General features: G+C 60.8%; 16 protein-coding genes. 11 read left to right on the forward strand and 5 right to left on the reverse strand.

What is annotated here, in order from left to right; genetic code table 11:
* Together ACWIKB_RS04415 and ACWIKB_RS04420 are read left to right on the forward strand one after the other, a co-directional pair.
* On the forward strand, positions 1–780 hold the full coding sequence (locus tag ACWIKB_RS04415) for an amino acid ABC transporter ATP-binding protein (protein WP_475265497.1): 780 nt from the start codon (positions 1–3) through the stop codon (positions 778–780).
* A gap of 83 nt (positions 781–863) precedes the next feature.
* The gene (locus ACWIKB_RS04420; protein WP_475265498.1) at positions 864–2,474 is read left to right on the forward strand and encodes a gamma-glutamyltransferase family protein; all 1,611 of its coding nucleotides are present in this window, start codon (positions 864–866) and stop codon (positions 2,472–2,474) included.
* A 65-nt stretch (positions 2,475–2,539) separates the two neighbouring features.
* Here the strand turns inward: ACWIKB_RS04420 and mhpT are convergent, their stop codons facing one another.
* Complete coding sequence (gene mhpT / locus ACWIKB_RS04425) at positions 2,540–3,775, reverse strand: 3-(3-hydroxy-phenyl)propionate transporter MhpT (protein ID WP_475265499.1); 1,236 nt, start codon at positions 3,773–3,775, stop codon at positions 2,540–2,542.
* Between the two features lie 334 nt (positions 3,776–4,109).
* Between mhpT and ACWIKB_RS04430 the strand changes: the two genes are divergently transcribed.
* Positions 4,110–5,420, forward strand: coding sequence for an OprD family porin (locus tag ACWIKB_RS04430; RefSeq protein WP_475265500.1), 1,311 nt, complete (start codon positions 4,110–4,112; stop codon positions 5,418–5,420).
* Between the two features lie 57 nt (positions 5,421–5,477).
* On the opposite strand, the gene ACWIKB_RS04435 is transcribed toward ACWIKB_RS04430, so the two are convergent.
* Entirely contained in the window at positions 5,478–5,966 is a 489-nt protein-coding gene (locus tag ACWIKB_RS04435) for a MarR family winged helix-turn-helix transcriptional regulator (RefSeq protein ID WP_475265501.1), read from the reverse strand.
* 212 nt (positions 5,967–6,178) lie between these two features.
* Here ACWIKB_RS04435 and ACWIKB_RS04440 point away from each other — a divergent pair, with 212 nt between their 5' ends.
* The 5 genes from ACWIKB_RS04440 to ACWIKB_RS04460 all read left to right on the forward strand — a co-directional run bounded on the left by ACWIKB_RS04440 (position 6,179) and on the right by ACWIKB_RS04460 (position 12,715).
* Positions 6,179–7,009, forward strand: a complete 831-nt coding sequence (locus tag ACWIKB_RS04440) for a p-hydroxycinnamoyl CoA hydratase/lyase (protein WP_280161165.1) — start codon at positions 6,179–6,181, stop codon at positions 7,007–7,009.
* A gap of 129 nt (positions 7,010–7,138) precedes the next feature.
* The gene (locus ACWIKB_RS04445; RefSeq protein WP_475265502.1) at positions 7,139–8,587 is read left to right on the forward strand and encodes an aldehyde dehydrogenase; all 1,449 of its coding nucleotides are present in this window, start codon (positions 7,139–7,141) and stop codon (positions 8,585–8,587) included.
* Between the two features lie 154 nt (positions 8,588–8,741).
* A complete protein-coding gene (locus ACWIKB_RS04450) occupies positions 8,742–10,625 on the forward strand; it encodes a feruloyl-CoA synthase (RefSeq protein WP_475265503.1) in 1,884 nt (627 codons plus the stop codon).
* Entirely contained in the window at positions 10,622–11,863 is a 1,242-nt protein-coding gene (locus ACWIKB_RS04455) for a thiolase family protein (protein ID WP_475265504.1), read from the forward strand. The genes ACWIKB_RS04450 and ACWIKB_RS04455 overlap by 4 nt, the downstream gene beginning before the upstream one ends.
* 138 nt (positions 11,864–12,001) lie before the next feature.
* The gene (locus ACWIKB_RS04460) at positions 12,002–12,715 is read left to right on the forward strand and encodes a GntR family transcriptional regulator (protein WP_475265505.1); all 714 of its coding nucleotides are present in this window, start codon (positions 12,002–12,004) and stop codon (positions 12,713–12,715) included.
* 13 nt (positions 12,716–12,728) lie between these two features.
* Here ACWIKB_RS04460 and ACWIKB_RS04465 read toward each other — a convergent pair whose 3' ends face one another.
* The 3 genes from ACWIKB_RS04465 to ACWIKB_RS04475 form a co-directional block, all read right to left on the reverse strand.
* Complete coding sequence (locus ACWIKB_RS04465; RefSeq protein WP_475265506.1) at positions 12,729–13,679, reverse strand: PDR/VanB family oxidoreductase; 951 nt, start codon at positions 13,677–13,679, stop codon at positions 12,729–12,731.
* A gap of 99 nt (positions 13,680–13,778) precedes the next feature.
* A complete protein-coding gene (locus ACWIKB_RS04470) occupies positions 13,779–14,837 on the reverse strand; it encodes a Rieske 2Fe-2S domain-containing protein (RefSeq protein WP_475265507.1) in 1,059 nt (352 codons plus the stop codon).
* A gap of 235 nt (positions 14,838–15,072) precedes the next feature.
* Positions 15,073–16,857, reverse strand: a complete 1,785-nt coding sequence (locus ACWIKB_RS04475; protein WP_475265508.1) for a sigma 54-interacting transcriptional regulator — start codon at positions 16,855–16,857, stop codon at positions 15,073–15,075.
* 293 nt (positions 16,858–17,150) lie between these two features.
* Here ACWIKB_RS04475 and ACWIKB_RS04480 point away from each other — a divergent pair, with 293 nt between their 5' ends.
* The 3 genes from ACWIKB_RS04480 to ACWIKB_RS04490 all read left to right on the forward strand — a co-directional run bounded on the left by ACWIKB_RS04480 (position 17,151) and on the right by ACWIKB_RS04490 (position 21,213).
* The gene (locus tag ACWIKB_RS04480; RefSeq protein WP_475265509.1) at positions 17,151–18,626 is read left to right on the forward strand and encodes a benzaldehyde dehydrogenase; all 1,476 of its coding nucleotides are present in this window, start codon (positions 17,151–17,153) and stop codon (positions 18,624–18,626) included.
* A gap of 68 nt (positions 18,627–18,694) precedes the next feature.
* A complete protein-coding gene (locus ACWIKB_RS04485; protein WP_475265510.1) occupies positions 18,695–19,462 on the forward strand; it encodes a coniferyl-alcohol dehydrogenase in 768 nt (255 codons plus the stop codon).
* A 101-nt stretch (positions 19,463–19,563) separates the two neighbouring features.
* A complete protein-coding gene (locus ACWIKB_RS04490; RefSeq protein ID WP_475265511.1) occupies positions 19,564–21,213 on the forward strand; it encodes a DUF1302 domain-containing protein in 1,650 nt (549 codons plus the stop codon).
* The last annotated feature ends 15 nt before the right edge of the window (positions 21,214–21,228 follow it).

Genomic DNA, 21,228 nt, shown 5'->3' on the forward strand with positions numbered 1-21,228 from the left:
ATGGCGCACAAAAGTGAAGAACTGATCATCGAGGCTTTGGACATTCATAAGTCTTTCGGCGATCTGGAGATTCTCAAGGGGATTTCCTTGCAGGTGCGACGCGGTGAAGTGGTGGTGTTGATCGGCGCTTCGGGCTCGGGCAAGACCACCTTTATTCGCTGCATCAATCTGCTGGAAGACATTCAGAGCGGGCGAATTCGCGTCAACGGCCGAGCGATGGGTTACCGCGAGCGGGCTGACGGCAGCCTGGTGCGCGACTCCGAGCGCAACATCGCTCGCCAGCGTCGGGACATCGGCATGGTCTTCCAGCGCTTCAATCTGTTCCCCCACATGACCGCGCTGGAAAACATCATGGAGGCACCGATCCAGGTGCTCGGCGTGTCACGCGCCGAAGCTTTGGAGCAGGCCCGGGCGTTGCTCGCCCGAGTCGGTCTGGCGGACAAGGCGATGCATTACCCCTCGATGTTGTCCGGTGGACAGCAGCAGCGCGTGGCCATCGCCCGGGCACTGGCGATGAAACCTCAAGCCATGCTGTTCGACGAGCCCACCAGCGCCCTGGATCCGGAAACCGTCGGCGAGGTGCTGCAGGTGATGAAGCAACTGGCCGACGACGGCATGACCATGGTGGTGGTCACCCATGAAATGGGTTTTGCCCGAGAAGTCGCTGACCGCGTGGTGGTCCTCGATCAGGGCGAACTGATCGAGCAGGGTCCGCCGGAGCAGATCTTCAGTCGACCAACTCACCCGCGGACCCAGGCCTTTCTCAGTCGCGTGCTGTGATCTTTTCAGTCAGGTCTTTTTTTACCCGGTAATGAAGCCGGACACCTGCGGCCAATGAATCCTTGTTTGGAAGAGCTTTTGCCATGTTGAAATTTTCTGCCCACGAATATCCTTATGCGTCGCAACGTCAGAGTGTGTTTGCCCGCCGTGGCATGGTCGCGGCTTCCCAGCCGCTAGCCGCCGAAGCCGGCATCGAAATCATGCGCAACGGCGGCAATGCCATTGATGCCGCGATTGCCACGGCAGCAGCGCTTACTGTGGTTGAACCTACTGGCTGCGGCTTGGGTGGCGACGCCTTTGCCCTGGTCTGGAGCAAAGGCCAATTGCATGGACTCAACGGCAACGGCCACGCGCCGGCAGCGCTGACTATCGATGCCGTCAAAGCGAGTGGTCACGAGCAGATGCCGCTTTATGGCTGGACGCCGGTAACGGTGCCGGGTTGCCCTTCGGCCTGGGCGGAGTTGTCCAAACGGTTCGGCAAGCTGCCCTTTGCCGAGTTGCTGCAGCCCGCCATCAGTCTGGCCAGGGATGGCTTTCCGCTGTCCCCGGTGGTCGCCCAGCAATGGCAGACTTCTCTGGATGAATTCAGTCCCCATCGAGACTCAGTGCTCGACACCTGGTTCGACACGTTCCTGATTGATGGCCGTGCGCCAAAGGCCGGTGAATTATTCCGCAACCCGGCGCAGGCCCGAACGCTTGAAGAACTGGCGGACAGCGCTTGCGAAAGCCTCTATCGCGGCGACCTGGCTCAGCGTCTGGATGCCCATTCCCGCGCCACCGGCGGCTACCTGCGAGCCAGCGACCTGCAAGACTATCGGGCCCAATGGGTGGATCCGATCAGCATCAATTACCGCGGCTACGATGTGTGGGAAATTCCCCCCAGCGGTCAAGGGCTGGTGGCGCTGATGACCCTGAAAATCCTTCAGGGCTTCGACTTCGATCACCGAGACAGCCAGCAGACCTGGCATCGTCAGTTGGAAGCCATGAAGCTGGCCTACAGCGACGGCCTGCATTACATCACCGATCCGCTGCACATGCGTGTGGCGGTGGCTGACCTTCTCAGCGATGCCTATAGCCGGCAACGTCGTGAGCAGATCACTGATCGGGCACGAGAACCTAATCCCGGCGATCCCCACGCTAGCGGCACGGTGTACCTGGCCACGGCGGATGCGGAGGGCAATATGGTGTCCTTCATCCAGAGCAACTACCACGGTTTTGGCTCCGGTGTGGTACTGCCAGACAGCGGCATCGCCTTGCAGAACCGCGGACAGGAATTCAGTCTCGACCCTGACCACGCCAACTGCCTGGCGCCGGGCAAAAAAACCTTTCACACCATCATTCCCGGCTTTATCAGTAAAGGTGGCGCACCGGTGGGGCCGTTCGGCGTCATGGGCGGCTACATGCAGCCCCAAGGCCATGTGCAGATGGTCATGAATCTGGTGGATTTTGGTCTCAACCCCCAAGCCGCGCTGGACGCTCCGCGGTGGCAGTGGTTGGGGGATATGAAAGTCGGCATCGAACACGGGGCGTCTCGGGACTTGGCCGCTTCGCTGGCACGGCGTGGACACCAGATTCAGGTTGATTGCGACCTGATCAATTACGGCCGAGGGCAGATCATTGTCCGTGACCCGGACACCGGTGTGCTGTGCGGCGGCACCGAGCCGCGAGCCGATTCGCATATTGCCGTGTGGTAACCGGCCGCTGAAAACAAGAAAAGAGACCTCGGTCTCTTTTCTTGTTTCTGTGGCAGAGGGCGCAGTCAGGGTTTGTCCGCGACCGGGTTCGCCGTCCTCAGTTCGGGCACAGTCTGCGGGGCCGATCGGGTAATCACGCTGATGATGGTCAGTGCTGCAATCACCAGCCCAGGTGAAGTCGCCAGTAATACCCCAGTGGTGCCGGCACCGGCCGCCAGTATCTGCCCTGCGGCCAAAGGCCCGGCCACTGACCCCAGACGACCGATGGCTACCGCGGCGCCGACGCCGGTGGCACGTACCGAGGTCGGGTACGACGGTGGTGCCAGGGCGTAAAGCACCAGTTGCGCGGCCATCACAAACAAACCCGCGCAAAACCCGGCTATGGCCATGGGGACGATGCCCACCGACAAGCCGACCCCGGCCAGCGCTGCCAGCAATGCGGCGTATACGAACAGCACCACCTTGACGCCGTTGCAGCGATCCAGCAGTACCCCGCCAAGTAGCGAGCCGAGGGCGCCGCCGATGTTGAACAGCATCTGCACCAGGCCAGCCTCGGCTTTGCTAAAACCTTGTTCCAGCAGCAGTGATGGCAGCCAGTTGAGCAACATGTACATCACGGTCAGGGTGAAGAAGTAGCTAAGCCATAACGCCAAGGTGACGCGGCCCCGGTCTTCGCCGAATAACGCCTGGCCGGTTGAAATGCGGGCCATGGTGGCGGTGCCTTGTTGCTGGCGAAAGGCGCTGGACTCGGGCAACAACAGGATCATCAGCGGCACCACCAGCAACGGCGCGAGCCCGCCGATGATGAAGGTCGTCTGCCAATGCTCGGTGAAGAGCATGGCGACCAACGCCGCCAATGCGCCGCCCAACGGCACGCCGGCATACATGATGCTGATCGCGGTGCCGCGACGTTGCTCACCCACGGCCTCGGCACACAAAGCGATCAGATTGGGCAGGGCGGCGCCCAGGCCCAGGCCAGTCATGAAGCGAGCCAGTAGCAGGCCAGAGAAACTGCTGACGTAGGCGGTGCTGAGGGAGAACACACCGAACAGCAGCACCGCTGCGATGAGGATTTTCTTGCGGCCGATACGATCGGCAATCCAACCGCCGAAAAAGGCGCCCGGCAGCAAGCCGATGATTCCGGCACTGAACACCCAGCCCATCGATTTCGGGTCCAGGGCAAAGGTCTGACGCAGGCCCGAGGCCGCGGTACCGGCAGCTTGAAGGTCGAAACCTTCGATCAATGCAACGATAAAACACAGGGCAATGGTCAGCGTCGTGCGACGTGATGGGGTGTCCATGGCGAACCTCATTATTGTTTTTGTTGGTGTGCTGACGGTTGAGCGCGAGCCTGTTCTCACGAGGCGATGACAGGTCTGAAATAAGATTAACAAAGATAACTAAAAAATGAATGCCTGAGATTATTGGCTGAAATCCATCATTTAACTTATTTAAATCAATCGGATGACATTCAAACAGAGGTGTATCTAGAAAATAGATAACAATATTAATGTTCGTTTATCGGTTACTTACGGTTGACGCCAAGCCGGGCTATTTCCATTCTCTGGCCGCAGATCTCCGGGATAACCCCAACGATCCCGTTCAAAAAACAACAACAATAAGTGGACATCGAACATGCCAAACCTTCCTTGGGACGTCTTTGCGGCGGATTCAACCTTACCTGTTCGCGCACGCCACCTGGCCTTGCTGAGCCTGAGTTTGATTGCGCCATCGGCGCTGGCTGATGGCTTCATCAATGACAGTCACGGCACCTTGACCTTGCGTAATTACTACCTGGATCGGGATTACAAGGACGACGGAGCGAAAACCGCGGCCCGGGAATGGGCTCAGGGTTTCATCATGAATGTGGAGTCGGGCTTTACCCCGGGGGCCGTCGGCTTCGGCCTGGACGCCCGTGGGTTGATGGGGGTCAAGCTGGATTCGTCGCCGGACCGCAGCGGCACCGAGTTGCTGCCGGTGTCCAGCAGCGACAAGCGCGCGGCGGACGAGTATTCGCGCCTGGCCATGACCGCCAAGATGCGTGTTGCCCAGACCACGGTGAAAACCGGCGACGTGTCGATCTTCCTGCCATTCGCTTTCGCCAGCCCGTCGCGGCTGCTGCCGCAGACTTTTCGCGGCACCACGCTCAGCTCAAAGGACATCGACGGACTGACCGTCAACACCGGCTACATCGACCGCATTAACAAGCGTGATTCCACCGACTACCAGCCAATGAGCATCGCTTCGCCAAACCGGCGTTTCAACGGTGCGGCCACCTCATCGTACATGGCCTATGTCGGCGGCGATTATCAGGTGAACAAGGACCTCAGCCTGCGCGTGTATCACGCCGAAGTGGCGGACCTGTATCAGCAGAACACCCTGGCGTTGCTGTATACGCTGCAGGTGGGCGAGGGCACGCTGACCAGCGACCTGCGCAGTTTTTTCAGCGATGAAGACGGCAGCGCCAAGGCCGGCAAAGTGGACAATCGCAACCTCTCGGCGCTGTTCGGCTATCGTTTTGGCGGCCATCGTTTGAGCCTCGGCTATATGCACGCCAGTGGCGACACGGCGACACCCTATGTGTCAGGCACCGAGTTGATGGGCATGAGCGAGCTGACCATGAGTTCGGATTTTCTCAATGCCAAGGAGCGAACCTGGCAGGCAATGTACGACTATGACTTCGCTGCCGCCGGGGTGCCCGGCCTGAAGAGCCGCCTGCGTTATGTGCGCGGTGACCATATCGAACTGGCGGCATTGAATGCCGACGACCGCAATGAGCGGGAGTTCCAGATGGAGCTGGGGTATGTGATCCAGAGTGGTCCGCTGAAGAATGTCGGGCTGATGGCGCGCAAGTCGATCTATCGCAACGACTTCCCCGCCGGCGCGGCGTTTCGCGATGAAAACCAGACGCGCTTTCTGGTGCTCTACACCGTGCCGATCTGGTAAGCCGTTTCACTTGTAATGAATCCGGCCGCTCCCCAGGAGCGCGCCGGCGTTCGCGTTTCAGGCTTGATAGACCTTTTTTAGCAACCTGAGCAGTTCTTCGCGTTCCTGGCTGTCGAGAGCGGACGTGGCATCCATGTCGCTCTCGGCGGCAATCAGCTTCAACTCCTTGAGTAGCGTCTCGCCGGTCTTGCTCAGGAATATCCCATAGGAGCGTTTGTCCGGTTTACAGCGTACCCGTACCGCGAGCGCGCGCTCTTCGAGTTTGTTAAGCAGCGGCACCACTTGGGGCGGTTCGATGGTCAAGGCTTTGGCCAGGTCGGACTGCATCAGCCCGGGGTTCTGCTCGATGATCGCCAGTGCCGAGAACTGCGCGGGCCGCAAGTCGTGGGCCGCAAGTCGGCTGATCAGATTCTGGAACAGTTTCAACTGGGCCCGGCGCATGGCGTAACCGATCAGTTCGTCCAATGCGGAGTCCATCGGCGCCTGAATTTCAGCGTTGTCGGCCAGGGCTTCTGGGGCAGCGACATTTTTGGACGACTTGGCCATTGCGGGAAAATCCCTCGAGTTTCAGGTTAATAAAGGTATCTAGTTTGACGAGGTTGGACAGGAATAGCTACGCCAGGGACCTAACACGTCGCCTTTCCATGGAGCTCGATGGCGAAAAATATTTGGTTAATTCAATTAATAGTTAATTGACATAACTAAATTGTCGGTTTAGTTTTTACCCATCGTCAAGCCAAGAACAAGAGAGCATCGCCATGAGCAATTACGAAGGTCGCTGGACAACGGTCAAAGTGGAAATCGAGGAAGGCATCGCCTGGGTCATCCTCAACCGCCCGGAAAAACGCAACGCCATGAGCCCGACCCTGAACCGCGAGATGATCGACGTTCTGGAAACCCTGGAGCAGGATCCGGACGCGGGCGTACTGGTGCTGACCGGTGCGGGCGAAGCCTGGACCGCCGGCATGGACCTCAAGGAATACTTCCGTGAAGTGGACGCCGGCCCGGAAATCCTTCAGGAAAAAATCCGCCGCGAAGCCTCTCAATGGCAATGGAAACTGCTGCGCATGTACGCCAAGCCGACCATCGCCATGGTCAACGGCTGGTGCTTCGGTGGTGGTTTCAGCCCACTGGTGGCCTGTGACCTGGCGATCTGCGCCGATGAAGCGACCTTCGGCCTGTCGGAAATCAACTGGGGCATTCCGCCGGGCAATCTGGTGAGCAAGGCCATGGCAGACACCGTGGGCCATCGCCAGTCGCTGTACTACATCATGACCGGCAAGACCTTTGGCGGACAGAAAGCCGCCGAGATGGGCCTGGTCAACGAGAGCGTGCCCCTGGCGCAACTGCGTGACGTGACAATCGAACTGGCGCGTAATCTGTTGGAGAAGAACCCGGTGGTGCTGCGCGCGGCCAAGCATGGCTTCAAGCGTTGCCGCGAACTCACCTGGGAGCAGAACGAAGATTACCTGTACGCCAAGCTCGATCAGTCGCGCCTGTTGGACACCGAAGGTGGCCGCGAGCAGGGCATGAAGCAGTTCCTCGACGACAAGAGCATCAAACCCGGTTTGCAGACTTACAAGCGCTGAATTGCGGCGTTGAAATCAAGGCGAGCTGGCCGGGCGATCGAGCGTCCGCCAGCTGTTCGCCCCGGCGCCTCGGCGCTACTGTGAACCCCTCGAACGTATTCCCGATAAAGACAATAAAGAGGAATCACCATGCTGGACGTGCCCCTGCTGATTGGCGGCCAGTCGTGCCCCGCCCGAGACGGTCGAACTTTCGAACGGCGTAATCCGGTGACCGGTGAAGTTGTGTCGCGCGTTGCCGCCGCCACCCTGGAAGATGCCGATGCTGCGGTCGCCGCGGCCAAAGCCGCATTCCCCGCCTGGGCGGCCCTGGCCCCCAACGAGCGACGTACCCGGTTGCTGCGCGCAGCTGAGCAGTTGCAGGCCCGCAGCGCGGAATTCATCGCGGCGGCCGGCGAGACCGGTGCCATGGCCAACTGGTACGGTTTCAATGTGCACCTGGCGTCCAACATGCTGCGCGAAGCCGCGTGCATGACCACCCAGATCAACGGCGAAATCATTCCTTCGGATGTGCCCGGCAGCTTCGCGATGGCCCTGCGTCAACCCTGCGGCGTGGTGCTGGGCATCGCGCCCTGGAACGCGCCGGTGATCCTCGCCACTCGCGCCATCGCCATGCCGTTGGCCTGCGGCAACACCGTGGTGCTCAAGGCGTCGGAACTGAGCCCGGCGGTGCACCGGCTGATCGGTCAGGTGTTGCAAGACGCCGGCCTCGGTGATGGCGTGGTCAACGTCATCAGCAACGCGCCCCAGGATGCCGCGGCGATTGTCGAGCGGCTGATCGCCAACCCGGCGGTGCGTCGGGTCAACTTCACCGGTTCGACCCATGTCGGGCGCATCGTCGGCGAACTGTCGGCGCGTCATCTCAAACCGGCGTTACTGGAGCTGGGAGGCAAGGCGCCGTTCCTGGTGCTGGAGGATGCCGACCTGGATGCCGCGGTGGAGGCGGCGGCCTTTGGTGCCTTCTTTAATCAGGGGCAGATTTGCATGTCCACCGAGCGCCTGATCGTCGATGCCAACGTGGCCGATGACTTTGTCGCCAGGCTGGCGGCTAGGATCGCCGCCTTGCCCGCGGGCAATCCCAATGCCGAAGGTTCGGTCCTCGGTTCTCTGGTGGACAGCAATGCTGGTGAACGCATCAAACTGTTGATCGACGATGCCCTCGATAAGGGTGCAACCCTGGTTGCGGGTGGACAGCTGGAGGGCAGCATTCTGCAGCCGACCTTGCTCGACGGCGTCACCGATGCCATGCGTCTGTACCGCGAAGAATCCTTTGGCCCGGTGGCGGTGGTGCTACGAGGCGAGGGCGATGAAGAGCTGTTGCGCTTGGCCAACGATTCCGAATTCGGCTTGTCGGCGGCAATCTTCAGTCGCGACACCAGCCGTGCTCTGGCCTTGGCTCAGCGGGTCGAATCGGGTATCTGCCATATCAACGGCCCGACCGTGCACGACGAGGCGCAGATGCCCTTCGGCGGGGTCAAATCCAGCGGCTATGGCAGTTTTGGCGGCAAGGCGTCCATCGAGCACTTCACTCAGTTACGTTGGGTGACCTTGCAGAACGGACCGCGGCACTACCCGATCTGAGCAGTCGTCGCACCGTTGGGCGACGAACGCTTGAGAGCGATCGTCGCCCGCGTGCAGGCCAGACATAACAATAACGAGGCTGCAGTCGCAGGCTGCCATGCCCCGGTGAACGCATTTCTGCGAGCCGTGGTGTGCCTTGATGGAGAACAACCACGTGAGTTCCGAATTCAGATCGCCACCCCAGAACGAAGCCAGTGCGACGCGCTATCGCCACGTATCCATTGGCCGTCCTGCGGTCGAGGTCAGCGAAGAGCAGGGCATCCTGCACATGCGCTCCCTGGAGCCTTTGGCTGAGTTGCCCGCACGCTTGCTGGATCGCTTGGTGCATTGGGCCCAGGTGCGCCCGCAACAGACCTTTATCGCTGCTCGCCAGGACGGCGGCGACTGGCACCGGGTGAGTTACGCCGAGATGCTGACCAGCGTCCGCGCCATTGCCCAACGCCTGCTGAGTTACGGTCTTTCGGCCGAGCGACCGCTGGCGATCCTCTCGGGCAACGACATCGAGCATCTGCAAATTGCTCTGGGCGCCATGTACGCCGGCATTCCCTATAGCCCGATCTCACCGGCCTATTCGTTGTTGTCTCAGGATTTCGCCAAGTTGCGGCATGTCTGCGACCTGCTGCAACCGGGCCTGGTGTTTGTCAGCGACGCCTCGACCTATCAGCGGGCAATCGATGCGGTGCTGCCGGCTGACACGCCGCTGATCACTGTGCGTGGCCAAATACCGGGTCGGCATCAGGCGAGCTTTGCCAGCCTGCTGGAACAGCCCGGCGGTGCCGAAGCCGATTGCGCCTTCACGGCGACCGGGCCGGACAGCATCGCCAAGTTTCTGTTTACCTCCGGCTCCACCAAACTGCCCAAGGCGGTGGTCACCACCCAGCGCATGCTCTGCGCCAACCAACAGATGCTGTTGCAGACCTTCCCGGTATTCGGCGAAGAACCACCGGTGCTGGTGGATTGGTTGCCGTGGAATCACACCTTCGGCGGCAGCCACAACGTTGGCATCGTGCTGTACAACGGCGGCACCTTTTACCTGGACGATGGCAAGCCGACCGCCCAGGGCTTTGCCGAAACACTGCGCAACCTCAAAGAGGTATCGCCCACCGCCTACCTGACCGTGCCCAAGGGCTGGGAAGAACTGGTCAACGCCCTGGAACAGGACGGCGAGTTGCGCGAACGTTTCTTCTCGCGCATGAAGCTGTTCTTTTTCGCCGCTGCCGGCTTGTCCCAAAGGGTTTGGGATCGCCTGGATCGGGTCGCCGAACAGCATTGTGGCGAACGCATTCGCATGATGGCCGGGCTCGGCATGACCGAGGCGGCACCGTCCTGCACGTTCACCACCGGACCACTGTCCATGGCCGGTTATATCGGCCTGCCGGCTCCCGGTTGTGAAGTGCGGCTGGTGCCGGTGGACGGCAAGCTGGAGGGGCGTTTTCGCGGGCCACACATCATGCCCGGTTATTGGCGTGCGCCGCAGCAGACCGCCGAGGTGTTCGACGAACAAGGTTTCTACTGTTCCGGCGACGCGCTGAAACTGGCCGATGCCCGTGATCCACAACTGGGGCTGATGTTCGACGGGCGCATTGCCGAGGACTTCAAACTCAGCTCCGGCGTGTTTGTCAGCGTCGGCCCGTTGCGCAATCGCGCGGTGCTCGAAGGTTCGCCCTATGTTCAGGATATGGTGGTGGCCGCGCCCGACCGCGAATGCCTGGGTGCGCTGGTCTTTCCTCGGCTGTACGAATGCCGACGTCTGGCCGGTTTGAGTCCGGACGCCAGCGATGCCGAGGTCCTGGCCAGCGTGCCGGTGCGTCAGTGGTTCGGTGATTGGCTGCAACGGCTCAACCGCGACGCCACCGGCAATGCCAGTCGACTGGAGTGGATCGCGGTGCTCGACGAGGCCGCGTCTATCGATCGCGGTGAAATCACCGACAAAGGCTCGATCAACCAGCGGGCGGTCTTGCAATGGCGTGCAGCCAAGGTCGAGGCGCTGTATCGCGGCGAAGACCTCTCGATTCTGCGCGCCGGTCCACGGTCTTGAGTTACGCAGGGCAGTATTCGGCCTTCACCGATGTGGCGATTCTTGAGGCCGTGCGCACGCCCTGGATTGACATTGGCGGTGCGCTGGCCCAGGTATCGCCCATCGATCTGGGCATCAAGGTCGGTCGTGAAGTGCTGGCCCGTGCCGAGCTCGATCCAAGGACAGTCGACACTGTGCTGACGGGCTCCATGGCTCAGGCCAGCTTCGATGCCTACTTGCTGCCACGCCACATCGGTCTTTACAGCGGTGTGCCGCAACAGGTGCCGGCGCTGGCGGTGCAGCGCATCTGCGCCACCGGCTTCGAGCTGCTGCGCCAGGCCGGTGAGCAACTTCGCGACGGCGCAGAACTGGCGCTGTGTGTGGGCGCCGAGTCCATGTCGCGCAATCCGATTGCTGCCTACACCCATCGAGGCGGATTTCGTCTCGGTGCGTCGGTGGATTTCAAGGATTTCCTCTGGGAGGCGCTGTACGACCCGGCACCGGGACTGGACATGATCGCCACGGCGGAAAACCTTGCCAAGCGTCATGGCCTGAGTCGCGAAGCGGTGGATGCCTATGCCCTCAACAGCCATGAGCAAGCATTGCAAGCGCAGGCCTCGGGCTGGTTCGCCGATGAAATTGTCGCAGTGCGCAACGAGTCGTTCGTGCTGGACGGCTATCAGCCAAGGGGCATTACGCTGCCGCGTCGGGTAGATGCAATCACCCTCGACAGCCACATTCGGCCCACTGATTTACTCGCGTTGGCGAAGTTGCGGGCGATTCATGCGGGGGGCGTGCAAACCGCCGGCAACAGCTGTGCAGTGGTGGATGGCGCGGCGGCGGTGCTGGTCGGTCGCGCATCGGCGGGTGCGCGACAGGCACTGGCAAACCTGCTGGCGACGGCGGTGGTTGGCGTGGCCCCGGAGTTCATGGGGATCGGCCCGGTTCCGGCGATCCAACTGCTGCTGCAACGCAGCGGGTTGGTGCAGGACGATATTGCCCTGTTTGAAATCAACGAGGCGCAGGGCGCGCAGGTGCTGGCAGTGGCCCAGGCGCTGGAGATGGACATCAATAAGCTCAACCGCCGAGGCGGTTCCATCGCCCTCGGCCATCCATTGGCCGCCACCGGCCTGCGTCTGGTGATGACCCTGGCCAGACAGCTGCGCGAGCAGAATCTGCGCTACGGAATCGCCGCTGCCTGTGTCGGTGGCGGGCAGGGCATGGCGGTGCTGATCGAGAACCCGCAGTACCGCGACTGAGCCCTATAGCCTCTTGCGCGCTGGCAAACTGGAAACCGCGAGCTTCTTTTTTGCGTATTTGCTGCTGTGCGCGTTGATCTCCAGCTTGTGCAAGGCTTGCGTTACTATGGCCGCCCACGTTTTCTGGAAGTCGTCTGGATGAGTAAGCCCGGTCAATTGGTGCTGGTAGCGCTGCGCAAGATGATCGCCTCGGGCGAGCTGGCTGCTGGCGAACGACTGATGGAAATCCCCACGGCGGAGCTGTTCGGGGTGTCCAGGATGCCGGTGCGTATGGCGTTTCGAACCCTCGAACAGGAAGGGTTGCTGGTGCGGTTCGGCGGTCGAGGGTTTCAGGTGCGCTCGGTCAGTGCTAATGACATTGCCGGTGCCGTTGAAGTACGTGGAGTGCTCGAAGGCCTGGCGGCGCGTCAGACCGCCGAGCGCGGACTCTCGGCAGAGGGGCGCGCGATCCTGGAACTATGCCTGCTGCAAGGCGACGAGTTGTTCGACAAGGGCTATGTCACAGAAGACGATCTGGAGGTCTACCATGACCTCAACATGCGTTTCCATCAGGTGATCGTCGACGGCAGCCACAACCCGGCCATCGCCGATGCGCTGGCGCGCAACGACCACCTGCCGTTTGCTTCGGTGACCGCGCTGGCGGTGGATCGTAACGACATGGTCCGCGAGTATCGGCGCTTCAACTTCGCCCACATGCAACATCATTCCGTCTTCGATGCCTTGATCAATCGCCAGGGCGCCCGCGCCGAAGCGATCATGCGCGAACACGCCAACGCTACCCTGCGCTATGCCGAGGTATTTGGTTCTGCGACAGCCAATGAGCGGATGAAGGTCATTCACCGCTCTGAGTGAGGGTTCGGCCTTTTCAGAGGTCCAGCACCAGTAGCGGTGATTTCGAGCGCGAGCAGCACGGCGTGAACTGATCATTAAGTGCCTGCTCATTTTCGGTGAGGAACAGGTCGCGGTGATCCGGCACGCCCTCCAGTACCCTGGTCAGGCACGTGCCGCAAATGCCTTGTTCACAGGACATGGCGATATCGATGCCATGGCTTTCCAGCACTTGAACCACAGTCTTGTCGGCCGGGATTTCGAAGACCTGGCCGGTGCTGCCAACCTTGACCGAAAAGCTCCCATCGTTGCTGGTATCGGCTGGCGTGGCGGCAAAGTATTCGCGGTGCAGCGAGTCTTCCTGCCAGCCTTGAGCCCTGGCGCTGTCCAGCACGTGCTGCATAAAACCGCCCGGCCCGCAAACATACAGATGAACGTTTTCTCCTGGCTGGGCCAATACCCTGGCGGCGTTCAGCGCTGTCTCGGGTTGCTCATCAAAATGCAGAAATACCCGGTCGGCGAAAGACGAGTTCTTGATTCGTTCGACAAAGGCTGCACGCTCGCTCGAGCGTGCGCAGTAATGCATTTCGAAGTCCGCGTCGCTGTGGGCAAGACGTTCAGCCATGCACAGAATCGGCGTGACACCGATGCCGCCGGCAAACAACAGGCTGCGCCTGGCCTGGTGTGCCAGCGGGAACAGATTGCGTGGCTCGCTGATGCGCAGGCGATCCCCGGTGTTGATCTGTTCGTGCAGGCATTGCGAGCCGCCGCGCGAGGCTGGATCCTTGAGCACGCCGATCAGGTAACGGTGGCGCTCTTCGGGGTGATTGCACAGGGAGTATTGACGGATGAGTCCGCCGGGCAGGTGCACGTCAATGTGCGCGCCGGCACTGAAGCCGGGCAGTGCGCTGTCATCGACGCAGGCCAATTCATAGCTGCAGATGTCCTGAGCTTCGTTTTTGCGCGATACCACCACTACATCGATCATGCTTCATCCTCGGAGCGTTGCCACCACAGTGGTCACTTCTGGTTATTTTGAACGTGTGCTGCGCAAGGGGCGGGCACGGCATGGCGTGCCCTGGCCAGGCTATTGAGCGGTGGCGATCAATGGCGGCTCGGGGGCTCGCTCGCTGGCGATGATTCGTTCCAGGACTCGGCGCGACTGCACGCCGCCCGCATCGATATTGAGCTTGAGAACATTGCGCTGAGGGTGGTCCAGCAGGTTTTGCTGCTGGCGTTCGAGCATCTCCAGGTCTTCGCTGAAAATCTTTCCCTGACCTTCGCGAATGGTCGCGGTGAGTGCTTCATCCTGAGGATTGAAGTTGCGCGCCATGCCCCAGAAGTACCAGATGGAGGTGTCGGTTTCCGGGGTGATGAAGTCGACCACGATGCTTGAAGCTTTGAACTCGGCGTCGGCGTGGTAGCCGCCTTTGCCGGCATGGGCGACACCCACTTCGATCAGTACGTGGCTGGGAGGCGAGAAGCGGCAGATTTGCCAGCGGTCCACCGGCACATCGTCGGCCAGATTATTGCCGCGCAAGGCCATGCGCCAGAACGGCGGCGCCATGATGTTTTCCATGTGCCGTGCGGTGACCACTTCATCGCCCTCGACCGTCGTGGTCGGGGCGACCTCATCGATTTCTTTCTGGCCGATACTGGATGCATGCACGTAGGTCTCGTGCGTCAGATCCATGAGGTTGTCGATCATCAGGCGATAGTCGCAGCCGATGTGGAACAGACCGCCGCCGTACGCCCATTGATCGCTCACGGCCCATTCCAGGTGGTGGATCAGCGTCGGGTCGGCTTTGTCCTGTTCTCCAGGCCAGACCCAGATAAAACCGTAACGTTCGACCACCGCGAACGTCTTGTTGCAAGGGAAGCCGCGTACCCGTTGCCCTGGCATTTCGACAGTTTTTCCGTCGCAACCCATGACCAAGCCGTGATAGCCGCACACAAGGTTGCCGTTTTCGACGTAGCCCAATGACAGCGGCGCGCCACGGTGCGGGCAAAAGTCCTCGACCGCGGCAACCTGGTTTTCCTGGCCGCGATAGAAAACGATTTTTTCGCCGCATATCTGCCGCCCGAGGGGGCCTTGTGCAATTTCATCGGGGGTGCAGGCGACGTACCACGTGTTTTTTGGGTACATGAATATTCTCCAGGTCAGCACTTGTTTTTGATTTTATGGATCCATTAAGCGATAAGCGGATACCGCAAGTCAACCTTGCCTGACGCCTTATGTGCTTATAAACAGGCGTGTAAAGCATGTTTTATTCATGATGCGTATGCTTTAAGTGTGTTTAATGGATCCATTGAAGAATATTGATGTGCAAAAAAACCGCCAGTGGCGGTTTTGGGGGGATAAACGTGAATGGCTTTGCGCTTCAGGATGGCCGTTCTGTCGACGCCTGTTGGTACTTCTTCAACCGATAGGCAAATTGCGCACGACTCAACCCCAGCAGTCGTGCAGCCGCAGCCAGATTGCCTTCGCTCTGTTGCAGCGCTTCGTCGATCAAGCGCGACTCCAGTCCTTCAATGGAGAAGCCTTGTTCCAGCCGGGTCAAGGTTTCCAGCAAGGCCGGGCGAGGCGGTGCGCCGGCGGGACGCTGATCGATGGCCGCGAGGCTGCCCTTGTCGTCCAGAGAGTACAGCTCCTGTGGTATGGGCTCGTTGCGAAACAGGTGGACCAGGTCGATGGCTTGACCATCCTCGCTGGCGATCAGACCGCGCTCTACCAGGTTCTGCAGTTCCCGCACGTTGCCGGGGAAGTCGTAGCGTAGCAATGCTTTGAGTGCGCGCATGGTCAGCCCGGCGGGTTTGCGCGCGTAGTCCTGGCAGAAGCGCCGCAGGAACGCATTGACCAGTAACGGGATGTCGTCGCGTCGTTCACGCAGGGGCGGCAGGGTGATGGGGAAGACGTTCAAGCGGTAGAACAGGTCCTCGCGAAAGTCCCCAGCCGCTACCGCTTTGCGCAAGTCGACGTTGGTTGCCGCCACCACCCGTACATCGACCTTGATGGGCTGACCACCACCGACTCGCTCTATCTCACGTTCCTGTAAGGCCCGCAGTAGCTTGCCTTGTCCGGGCAGGCTGAGGCTGGCGATCTCATCGAGAAACAGGGTGCCGCCGTGAGCCCGTTCGAAGCGCCCCGGGCGCGAATGGGTGGCACCGGTATAGGCGCCGCGCTCGACACCGAACAACTCCGCCTCGATCAGATTGTCCGGAATCGCGGCACAGTTGAGCGCCACGAACGGTGCCAGATGGCGTGGACTGCACTGATGTAACTGGCGGGCAAACAGCTCCTTGCCGACCCCTGACTCGCCTCCGAACAGCACCGTCGCCGGCGTTGGAGCCACGCGTTGCAAGGCGAGGGTGGCGGCATTGAAGGCGGCGCTGGCTCCGATAGGTTTTGGCCCGCCCGGCATTTCGTTTTCGTCATCGGGGGCGGGTTCTGGTGCTGGACGCTGCCTCGGAGCGACGCCTGATGGCGAGGCGGTGAGATAACTCAGGTCCTGTTCGACATCGCCCCATTGTTCAGCGGTCTTGCCGACCACTCGGCAGGTCTCGTGGCCCATGCCCCGGCATTCGGTTTCACGGAAGATCACCAAGCGGCCGAACAGCCCGCTGACATAACCGATGGCATAGCCCAGTTCTGTCCAGCACACCGGGTCCTGGCCGATCCCGTAGGCAGCGATATGTTCGTCGGCCTCGCAGGAGTGATGCCAGAGGAACTCGCCTTCGTAAAAGCCGGAGTCGGCGTCAAACTTGAAGTGCAGGGGTTCGACCTTGGTCATGCCCTCGAGGGTGTGCAGGCGAGTGCCTGCGGAGAAGATCGCTGCGGCATCGGCGTCTGGCCAACGCTCGCGGATCAGCCGTGCATCGCGTGCGCCTGACAGGTAGCCGGTGCGGGTAAACAGACCACGGGTCTGTTCCAGACCCTGGCGATCGATGATCTCGCGCCGTAGTGCGCCGAAGGACGAACTGTGCAACAGCAGCATCCGCTGATCGTTGAGCCAGATGCGTCCGTCGACAGGGGAAAAGAACAGGCATTCGGTCAACTCGGCCAGGGTCGGTGAGTTGCCCTCGGTCAGCTGGGTACTGTCCCCGCGGGGCGAGAAATGCTCCTCCCGTATCGCGAGACCGGGAAACAGCATGTGGGGGTTATTCATTGTTATTCCCCTGAGCGCAATGATTGATCGAAATGAGTAACTTTCAATAATAGTTATTAAACATAACTTTATCATTTGAACAAGTGACCCGGTGCTGGTGGAGCGTCGAGACCCTCTCCCGATCTTTGAGTACTCATCTTGAGCCCACAGGCCAGAGCCTTCGCCATCTAAATAATGGTGGCACGCAGGAAATCGGCACAGCCCTTGCTCTAGTGCTATCACGACGCAGACGACTTCACCGCTTCAGCAAGGCGTCGTCGGGCGATGACAAACACAAGAGCCGGGAGGCCGAAATGTCGGTAAGTGAACCCTCTGATTTTCTGCGGGACGAGGTGTGGTGTGAACGCGTTTTCAATGGCGACTGGATACGTCCGTTGGGCGGCAGCAATAGCGTACGCGAGCCAGCCACCGGCAAGGTGCTGACTGTCACCGGCCTGGCCGATGCTGCGGACATTGCGTTTGCCAGTCTCAACGCTGCCCGTGTCCAGCCGGCCTGGGCGGCATTGGGTCCGCGCGAGCGGGCGGAGATCTTTCGCAAAGCCGCAGCACTGGCCCAGCAACACTTTGCCGAGCTGGCGCTGTACATCGCTCGGGAAAGCGGCGGCAGTCTGTTCAAGGGTGAGCATGAGGTCCGTGAGGGGATCGTCTTGCTGCATCAGGCGGCCGGTCTGCTGTCGCAACCTCATGGCCTGGTTCTTCCGAGCGAGGCGGGGCGTTTGTCCTATGCACGCCGGTTACCCCATGGCGTGGTCGGGGTGATTTCGCCGTTCAACTTTCCTCTGGTGCTTTCCCTGCGCTCGGTGGCACCCGCGCTAGCGGCCGGCAACGCCGTAGTGCTCAAACCTGATCCGCAGACCCCGGTCAGTGGTGGCTTCATCATTGCCCGGTTGTTTGAGGCAGCCGGTTTGCCCAAGGGGCTGCTTCAGGTTTTGCCGGGCGAAGCGGTGGCCGGTGAGGCGCTGTGCCGCGACCCGCATGTGCGGATGATTGCGTTCACTGGCTCCACCGCAGCGGGACGAAAAGTCGCGGAAGTGGCTGGGCGTCATCTGAAGAAAGTGGCTCTGGAGCTGGGCGGCAAAAACTCGCTGATCGTGCTCGAAGACGCTGATCTCGACCTGGCGGCCAGTAACGCCGCCTGGGGGGCCTGGTTGCATCAGGGGCAAATCTGCATGGCCACCGGACGCATCCTGGTCCATGAGTCGATCGCTGAAGAGCTGGTCCGCCGACTGGCCGAGAAAGCACGGGCGGTCACCGTCGGCGATGCCGCTCGTGGCGAGGCGATGCTGGGGCCTTTGATCAACAAACGACAGTTGCAACGTGTGCATGAAATCGTCACGGAGAGTGTAGGGGCCGGGGCAATTCTGGAAGCCGGCGGCGAGTTTGAACAGCTCTTCTATCAACCTACGGTTCTTTCAGGTGTGCGCCCGGGTATGCGTGCGTTCGATGAGGAGATCTTCGGTCCGGTGGCCACGGTGGTGAGTTTTGCCAGTGACGAGGAGGCCATCGAATTGGCCAATAGCACCGAGTATGGCTTGTCCGCGGGGATCATCTCGCCTTCGGTCGGGCGTGCCATGGCGATGGGTGAGCAGCTTAACTGCGGTCTGCTGCACATCAACGATCAGACGGTGGCTGATGAATGCGTCAATCCATTCGGCGGGCGCGGCAGTTCAGGAAATGCCGGCAGCGTTGGCGGTCCGGCCGACTGGGACGAGTACACCCAATGGCAGTGGGTGACGGTCAAGGATAAGGCGCCGCGCTACCCATTCTGATGGGGACAGGGCCGATGAGGGTGGTCGGCCCACCGGGCGAGTACACAAAAACAATAAGAGGACTCAACATGAAACTCGACAACAAGATTGTGCTGGTGACCGGGGTCTCCTCAGGTATCGGTGCAGCCACTGCAAGCCTGTTGCGCGGCCACGGCGCCCAGGTGATTGGCGTGGATCTGAAGGCCCCGCACATGACCCTGGACGGCTTTGTTCAGGGCGATCTGAGCAGTGCCGAGAGCATCGACCGGCTGTTACCGCAGTTACCGGCACGGATCGACAGCCTGTGCAATATCGCCGGGGTCCCGGGCACTGCAAACCCGCAACTGCTGGCGCAGGTCAACTACCTGGGGCTGCGTCACCTGAGTAGCGCGTTGCTACCGCGCATCAGCGCTGGCGGCAGCATCGTCAATATCGCCTCGATCCTCGGTGCCGAATGGCCGCAACGCCTGGACCTGCACAAGGCGCTGGCGAGCATCGAAGATTTTGCCGCCGCGCAAGCCTGGCTGGCCGAACACCCGGTACCGGACGAGACCTGTTACCAGTATTTCAAGGAAGCCTTGATCGTCTGGAACTACGTGCAGGCCCAGCCCTGGTTTATCGAGCATTCGGTGCGCATGAACAGCGTGGCGCCAGGCCCGGTTTTCACGCCGATCCTCGGCGACTTCGTAAGCATGCTCGGTGAGGCCCGGACCCAGGCTGATGCCCATCGAATGAAGCGTCCTGGTTATGCCGATGAGGTGGCGGCGGTGATCGCATTCCTGTGTGCCGACGAATCGCGCTGGATCAACGGCGTCAACCTGGCAGTCGATGGCGGATTGGCCTCCACCTACATCTGAAACGCACACCCGTAGACAGCGGCGCAAGCCGCGACCCGAGCGTGATGGCTGGCGCCATGCGTGCAAAGCCATGCCAAAAATAAAAATAATGAGGAGCGTCCATGAACAACGTTAAACGTTGCTTTCGTTTCAAGCATTGCGCCCTGTTTCTGGCGTTATGCAGCGCAGGCGTGATGGTCGAAAGGGTCGAGGCCATGCAAATGGACCTCGGTGACTCCGACTGGAAACTGCGTTGGGACAACACCATCAAATACAGCCAGGCCTGGCGTCTACAGGGGCAGGACAGCCGTTTGGTCAACGCGCCGACCGCCAACGGCCTGTATCCCTCGATCCAGAGCCAGGGCGATAAAAACTTCAGTAGCGGTCTGGTCTCCAACCGTCTGGACCTGTTTTCCGAAATGGACCTCAGTCGGCAAAACTACGGGCTGCGTGTGAGTGGCGCGGCCTGGTACGACGATATCTACAACAAGGACACCGACAGCAGCGAGCAAACGCATTTCCTCAGTGAGACCCGTAAGCTCCATGGCCGCGACGGCGAAATCCTCGACGCCTTTGTGTTCCTGCGCGGTGACCTCGGTGAAGACTCCCAGGGTGTGGTGCGGCTGGGCCGGCACAGCCTGATCTACGGTGAAAGCCTGTTCTACGGCGGCAACGGGATTGCCAATGCCCAGGGCCCGACCGACGTGGTCAAGTTGCTCAGCGTGCCGGGGACCCAGTTCAAGGAGATCCTGCGTCCGGTCAATCAGGTCTCCGGGCAGTTGCAGATCAACCCGCAGCTGTCGGTGGGCGCCTACTACCAGTTCGAGTGGGAGCGTTCCAACCTGCCCGGCGCCGGCAGCTATCTGAGCGATGCCGATGCCATCGGTGACGGCAGCGGTTCGCTGCGCGAGGTGTTTGGCAACGACACCGTAAATGGCGGCGATCTGAAACCGAGGAATTCGGGGCAGGGTGGTATGCAGATTCGCTTCAAGCCGACCGGGACTGAGCTGGAACTGGGTTTTTACGCTGCGCAGTATCACGACAAAACCCCGATTGGGCTGTACGCCTACCTCGACGGCGCAGCGGGGGCGGCCACCGGGTTGCCGATCCTGAGTTCTTATCGTCAGGTCTACGCCGAAGATATCAAGACTGCTGGCGTCAGCTTCTCCACCGCCTATGGCCCGTTCAACTTCGCCGGTGAAACCTCTGTGCGCTGGAATGCGCCGCTGGTGAGCAATCTGCAAGTGGTGACACCGGGCACGGATGCAGATGGCGGCGACAACTCGCTGTTTGCTCGGGGCAAAACCGCGCACGCCAACCTGTCGGCGATTTACCTGTTATCACCGACGGCTTTCTGGGACGGCGGCTCGGCACTGGCCGAACTGGCCTGGAACCGAACCCTGAGCGTCAACGAGAACGCCGCGGCTCTGGATTCCAACACCACGCGCGATGCGACGGCATTACGCGTGTTGGTGGAGCCGGCGTACTTCCAGATTGTCGACGGGATCGACCTGACCGTGCCGATCGGCATGGGCGTGGTGCTCGATGGGCGCTCTTCGGCCGTTAACAAATCGGGCTTCGGCAATACCCATTCCGGCGACTGGAGTGTCGGGCTCAAGGCCACTTATCTGCAGCGCTGGGATGTTGGCCTCAACTACGTGAACTTCTTCGGTGCGCCAAAAGCCGGGCTGCGCGAGGACGGGAATTTCAGCTACGGGCAGTCGCTGGCCGACCGCGACTTCGTCTCGCTCTACGTGAAAACCTCATTCTAATAAGGTGGATTCGCC

This window comes from Pseudomonas sp. 5Vm1k (genome assembly GCF_056161485.1).

Coding starts and splice junctions, on each gene's coding strand:
- ACWIKB_RS04480 (WP_475265509.1), top strand. CDS start 17,151: ATGTCGGTAAGTGAACCCTCTGATTTTCTGCGGGACGAGGTGTGGTGT.
- ACWIKB_RS04415 (WP_475265497.1), top strand. CDS start 1: ATGGCGCACAAAAGTGAAGAACTGATCATCGAGGCTTTGGACATTCAT.
- ACWIKB_RS04440 (WP_280161165.1), top strand. CDS start 6,179: ATGAGCAATTACGAAGGTCGCTGGACAACGGTCAAAGTGGAAATCGAG.
- ACWIKB_RS04435 (WP_475265501.1), bottom strand. CDS start 5,966: ATGGCCAAGTCGTCCAAAAATGTCGCTGCCCCAGAAGCCCTGGCCGAC.
- ACWIKB_RS04460 (WP_475265505.1), top strand. CDS start 12,002: ATGAGTAAGCCCGGTCAATTGGTGCTGGTAGCGCTGCGCAAGATGATC.
- ACWIKB_RS04485 (WP_475265510.1), top strand. CDS start 18,695: ATGAAACTCGACAACAAGATTGTGCTGGTGACCGGGGTCTCCTCAGGT.
- ACWIKB_RS04470 (WP_475265507.1), bottom strand. CDS start 14,837: ATGTACCCAAAAAACACGTGGTACGTCGCCTGCACCCCCGATGAAATT.
- ACWIKB_RS04465 (WP_475265506.1), bottom strand. CDS start 13,679: ATGATCGATGTAGTGGTGGTATCGCGCAAAAACGAAGCTCAGGACATC.
- ACWIKB_RS04420 (WP_475265498.1), top strand. CDS start 864: ATGTTGAAATTTTCTGCCCACGAATATCCTTATGCGTCGCAACGTCAG.
- ACWIKB_RS04490 (WP_475265511.1), top strand. CDS start 19,564: ATGAACAACGTTAAACGTTGCTTTCGTTTCAAGCATTGCGCCCTGTTT.
- ACWIKB_RS04445 (WP_475265502.1), top strand. CDS start 7,139: ATGCTGGACGTGCCCCTGCTGATTGGCGGCCAGTCGTGCCCCGCCCGA.
- ACWIKB_RS04430 (WP_475265500.1), top strand. CDS start 4,110: ATGCCAAACCTTCCTTGGGACGTCTTTGCGGCGGATTCAACCTTACCT.
- ACWIKB_RS04475 (WP_475265508.1), bottom strand. CDS start 16,857: ATGAATAACCCCCACATGCTGTTTCCCGGTCTCGCGATACGGGAGGAG.
- mhpT (WP_475265499.1), bottom strand. CDS start 3,775: ATGGACACCCCATCACGTCGCACGACGCTGACCATTGCCCTGTGTTTT.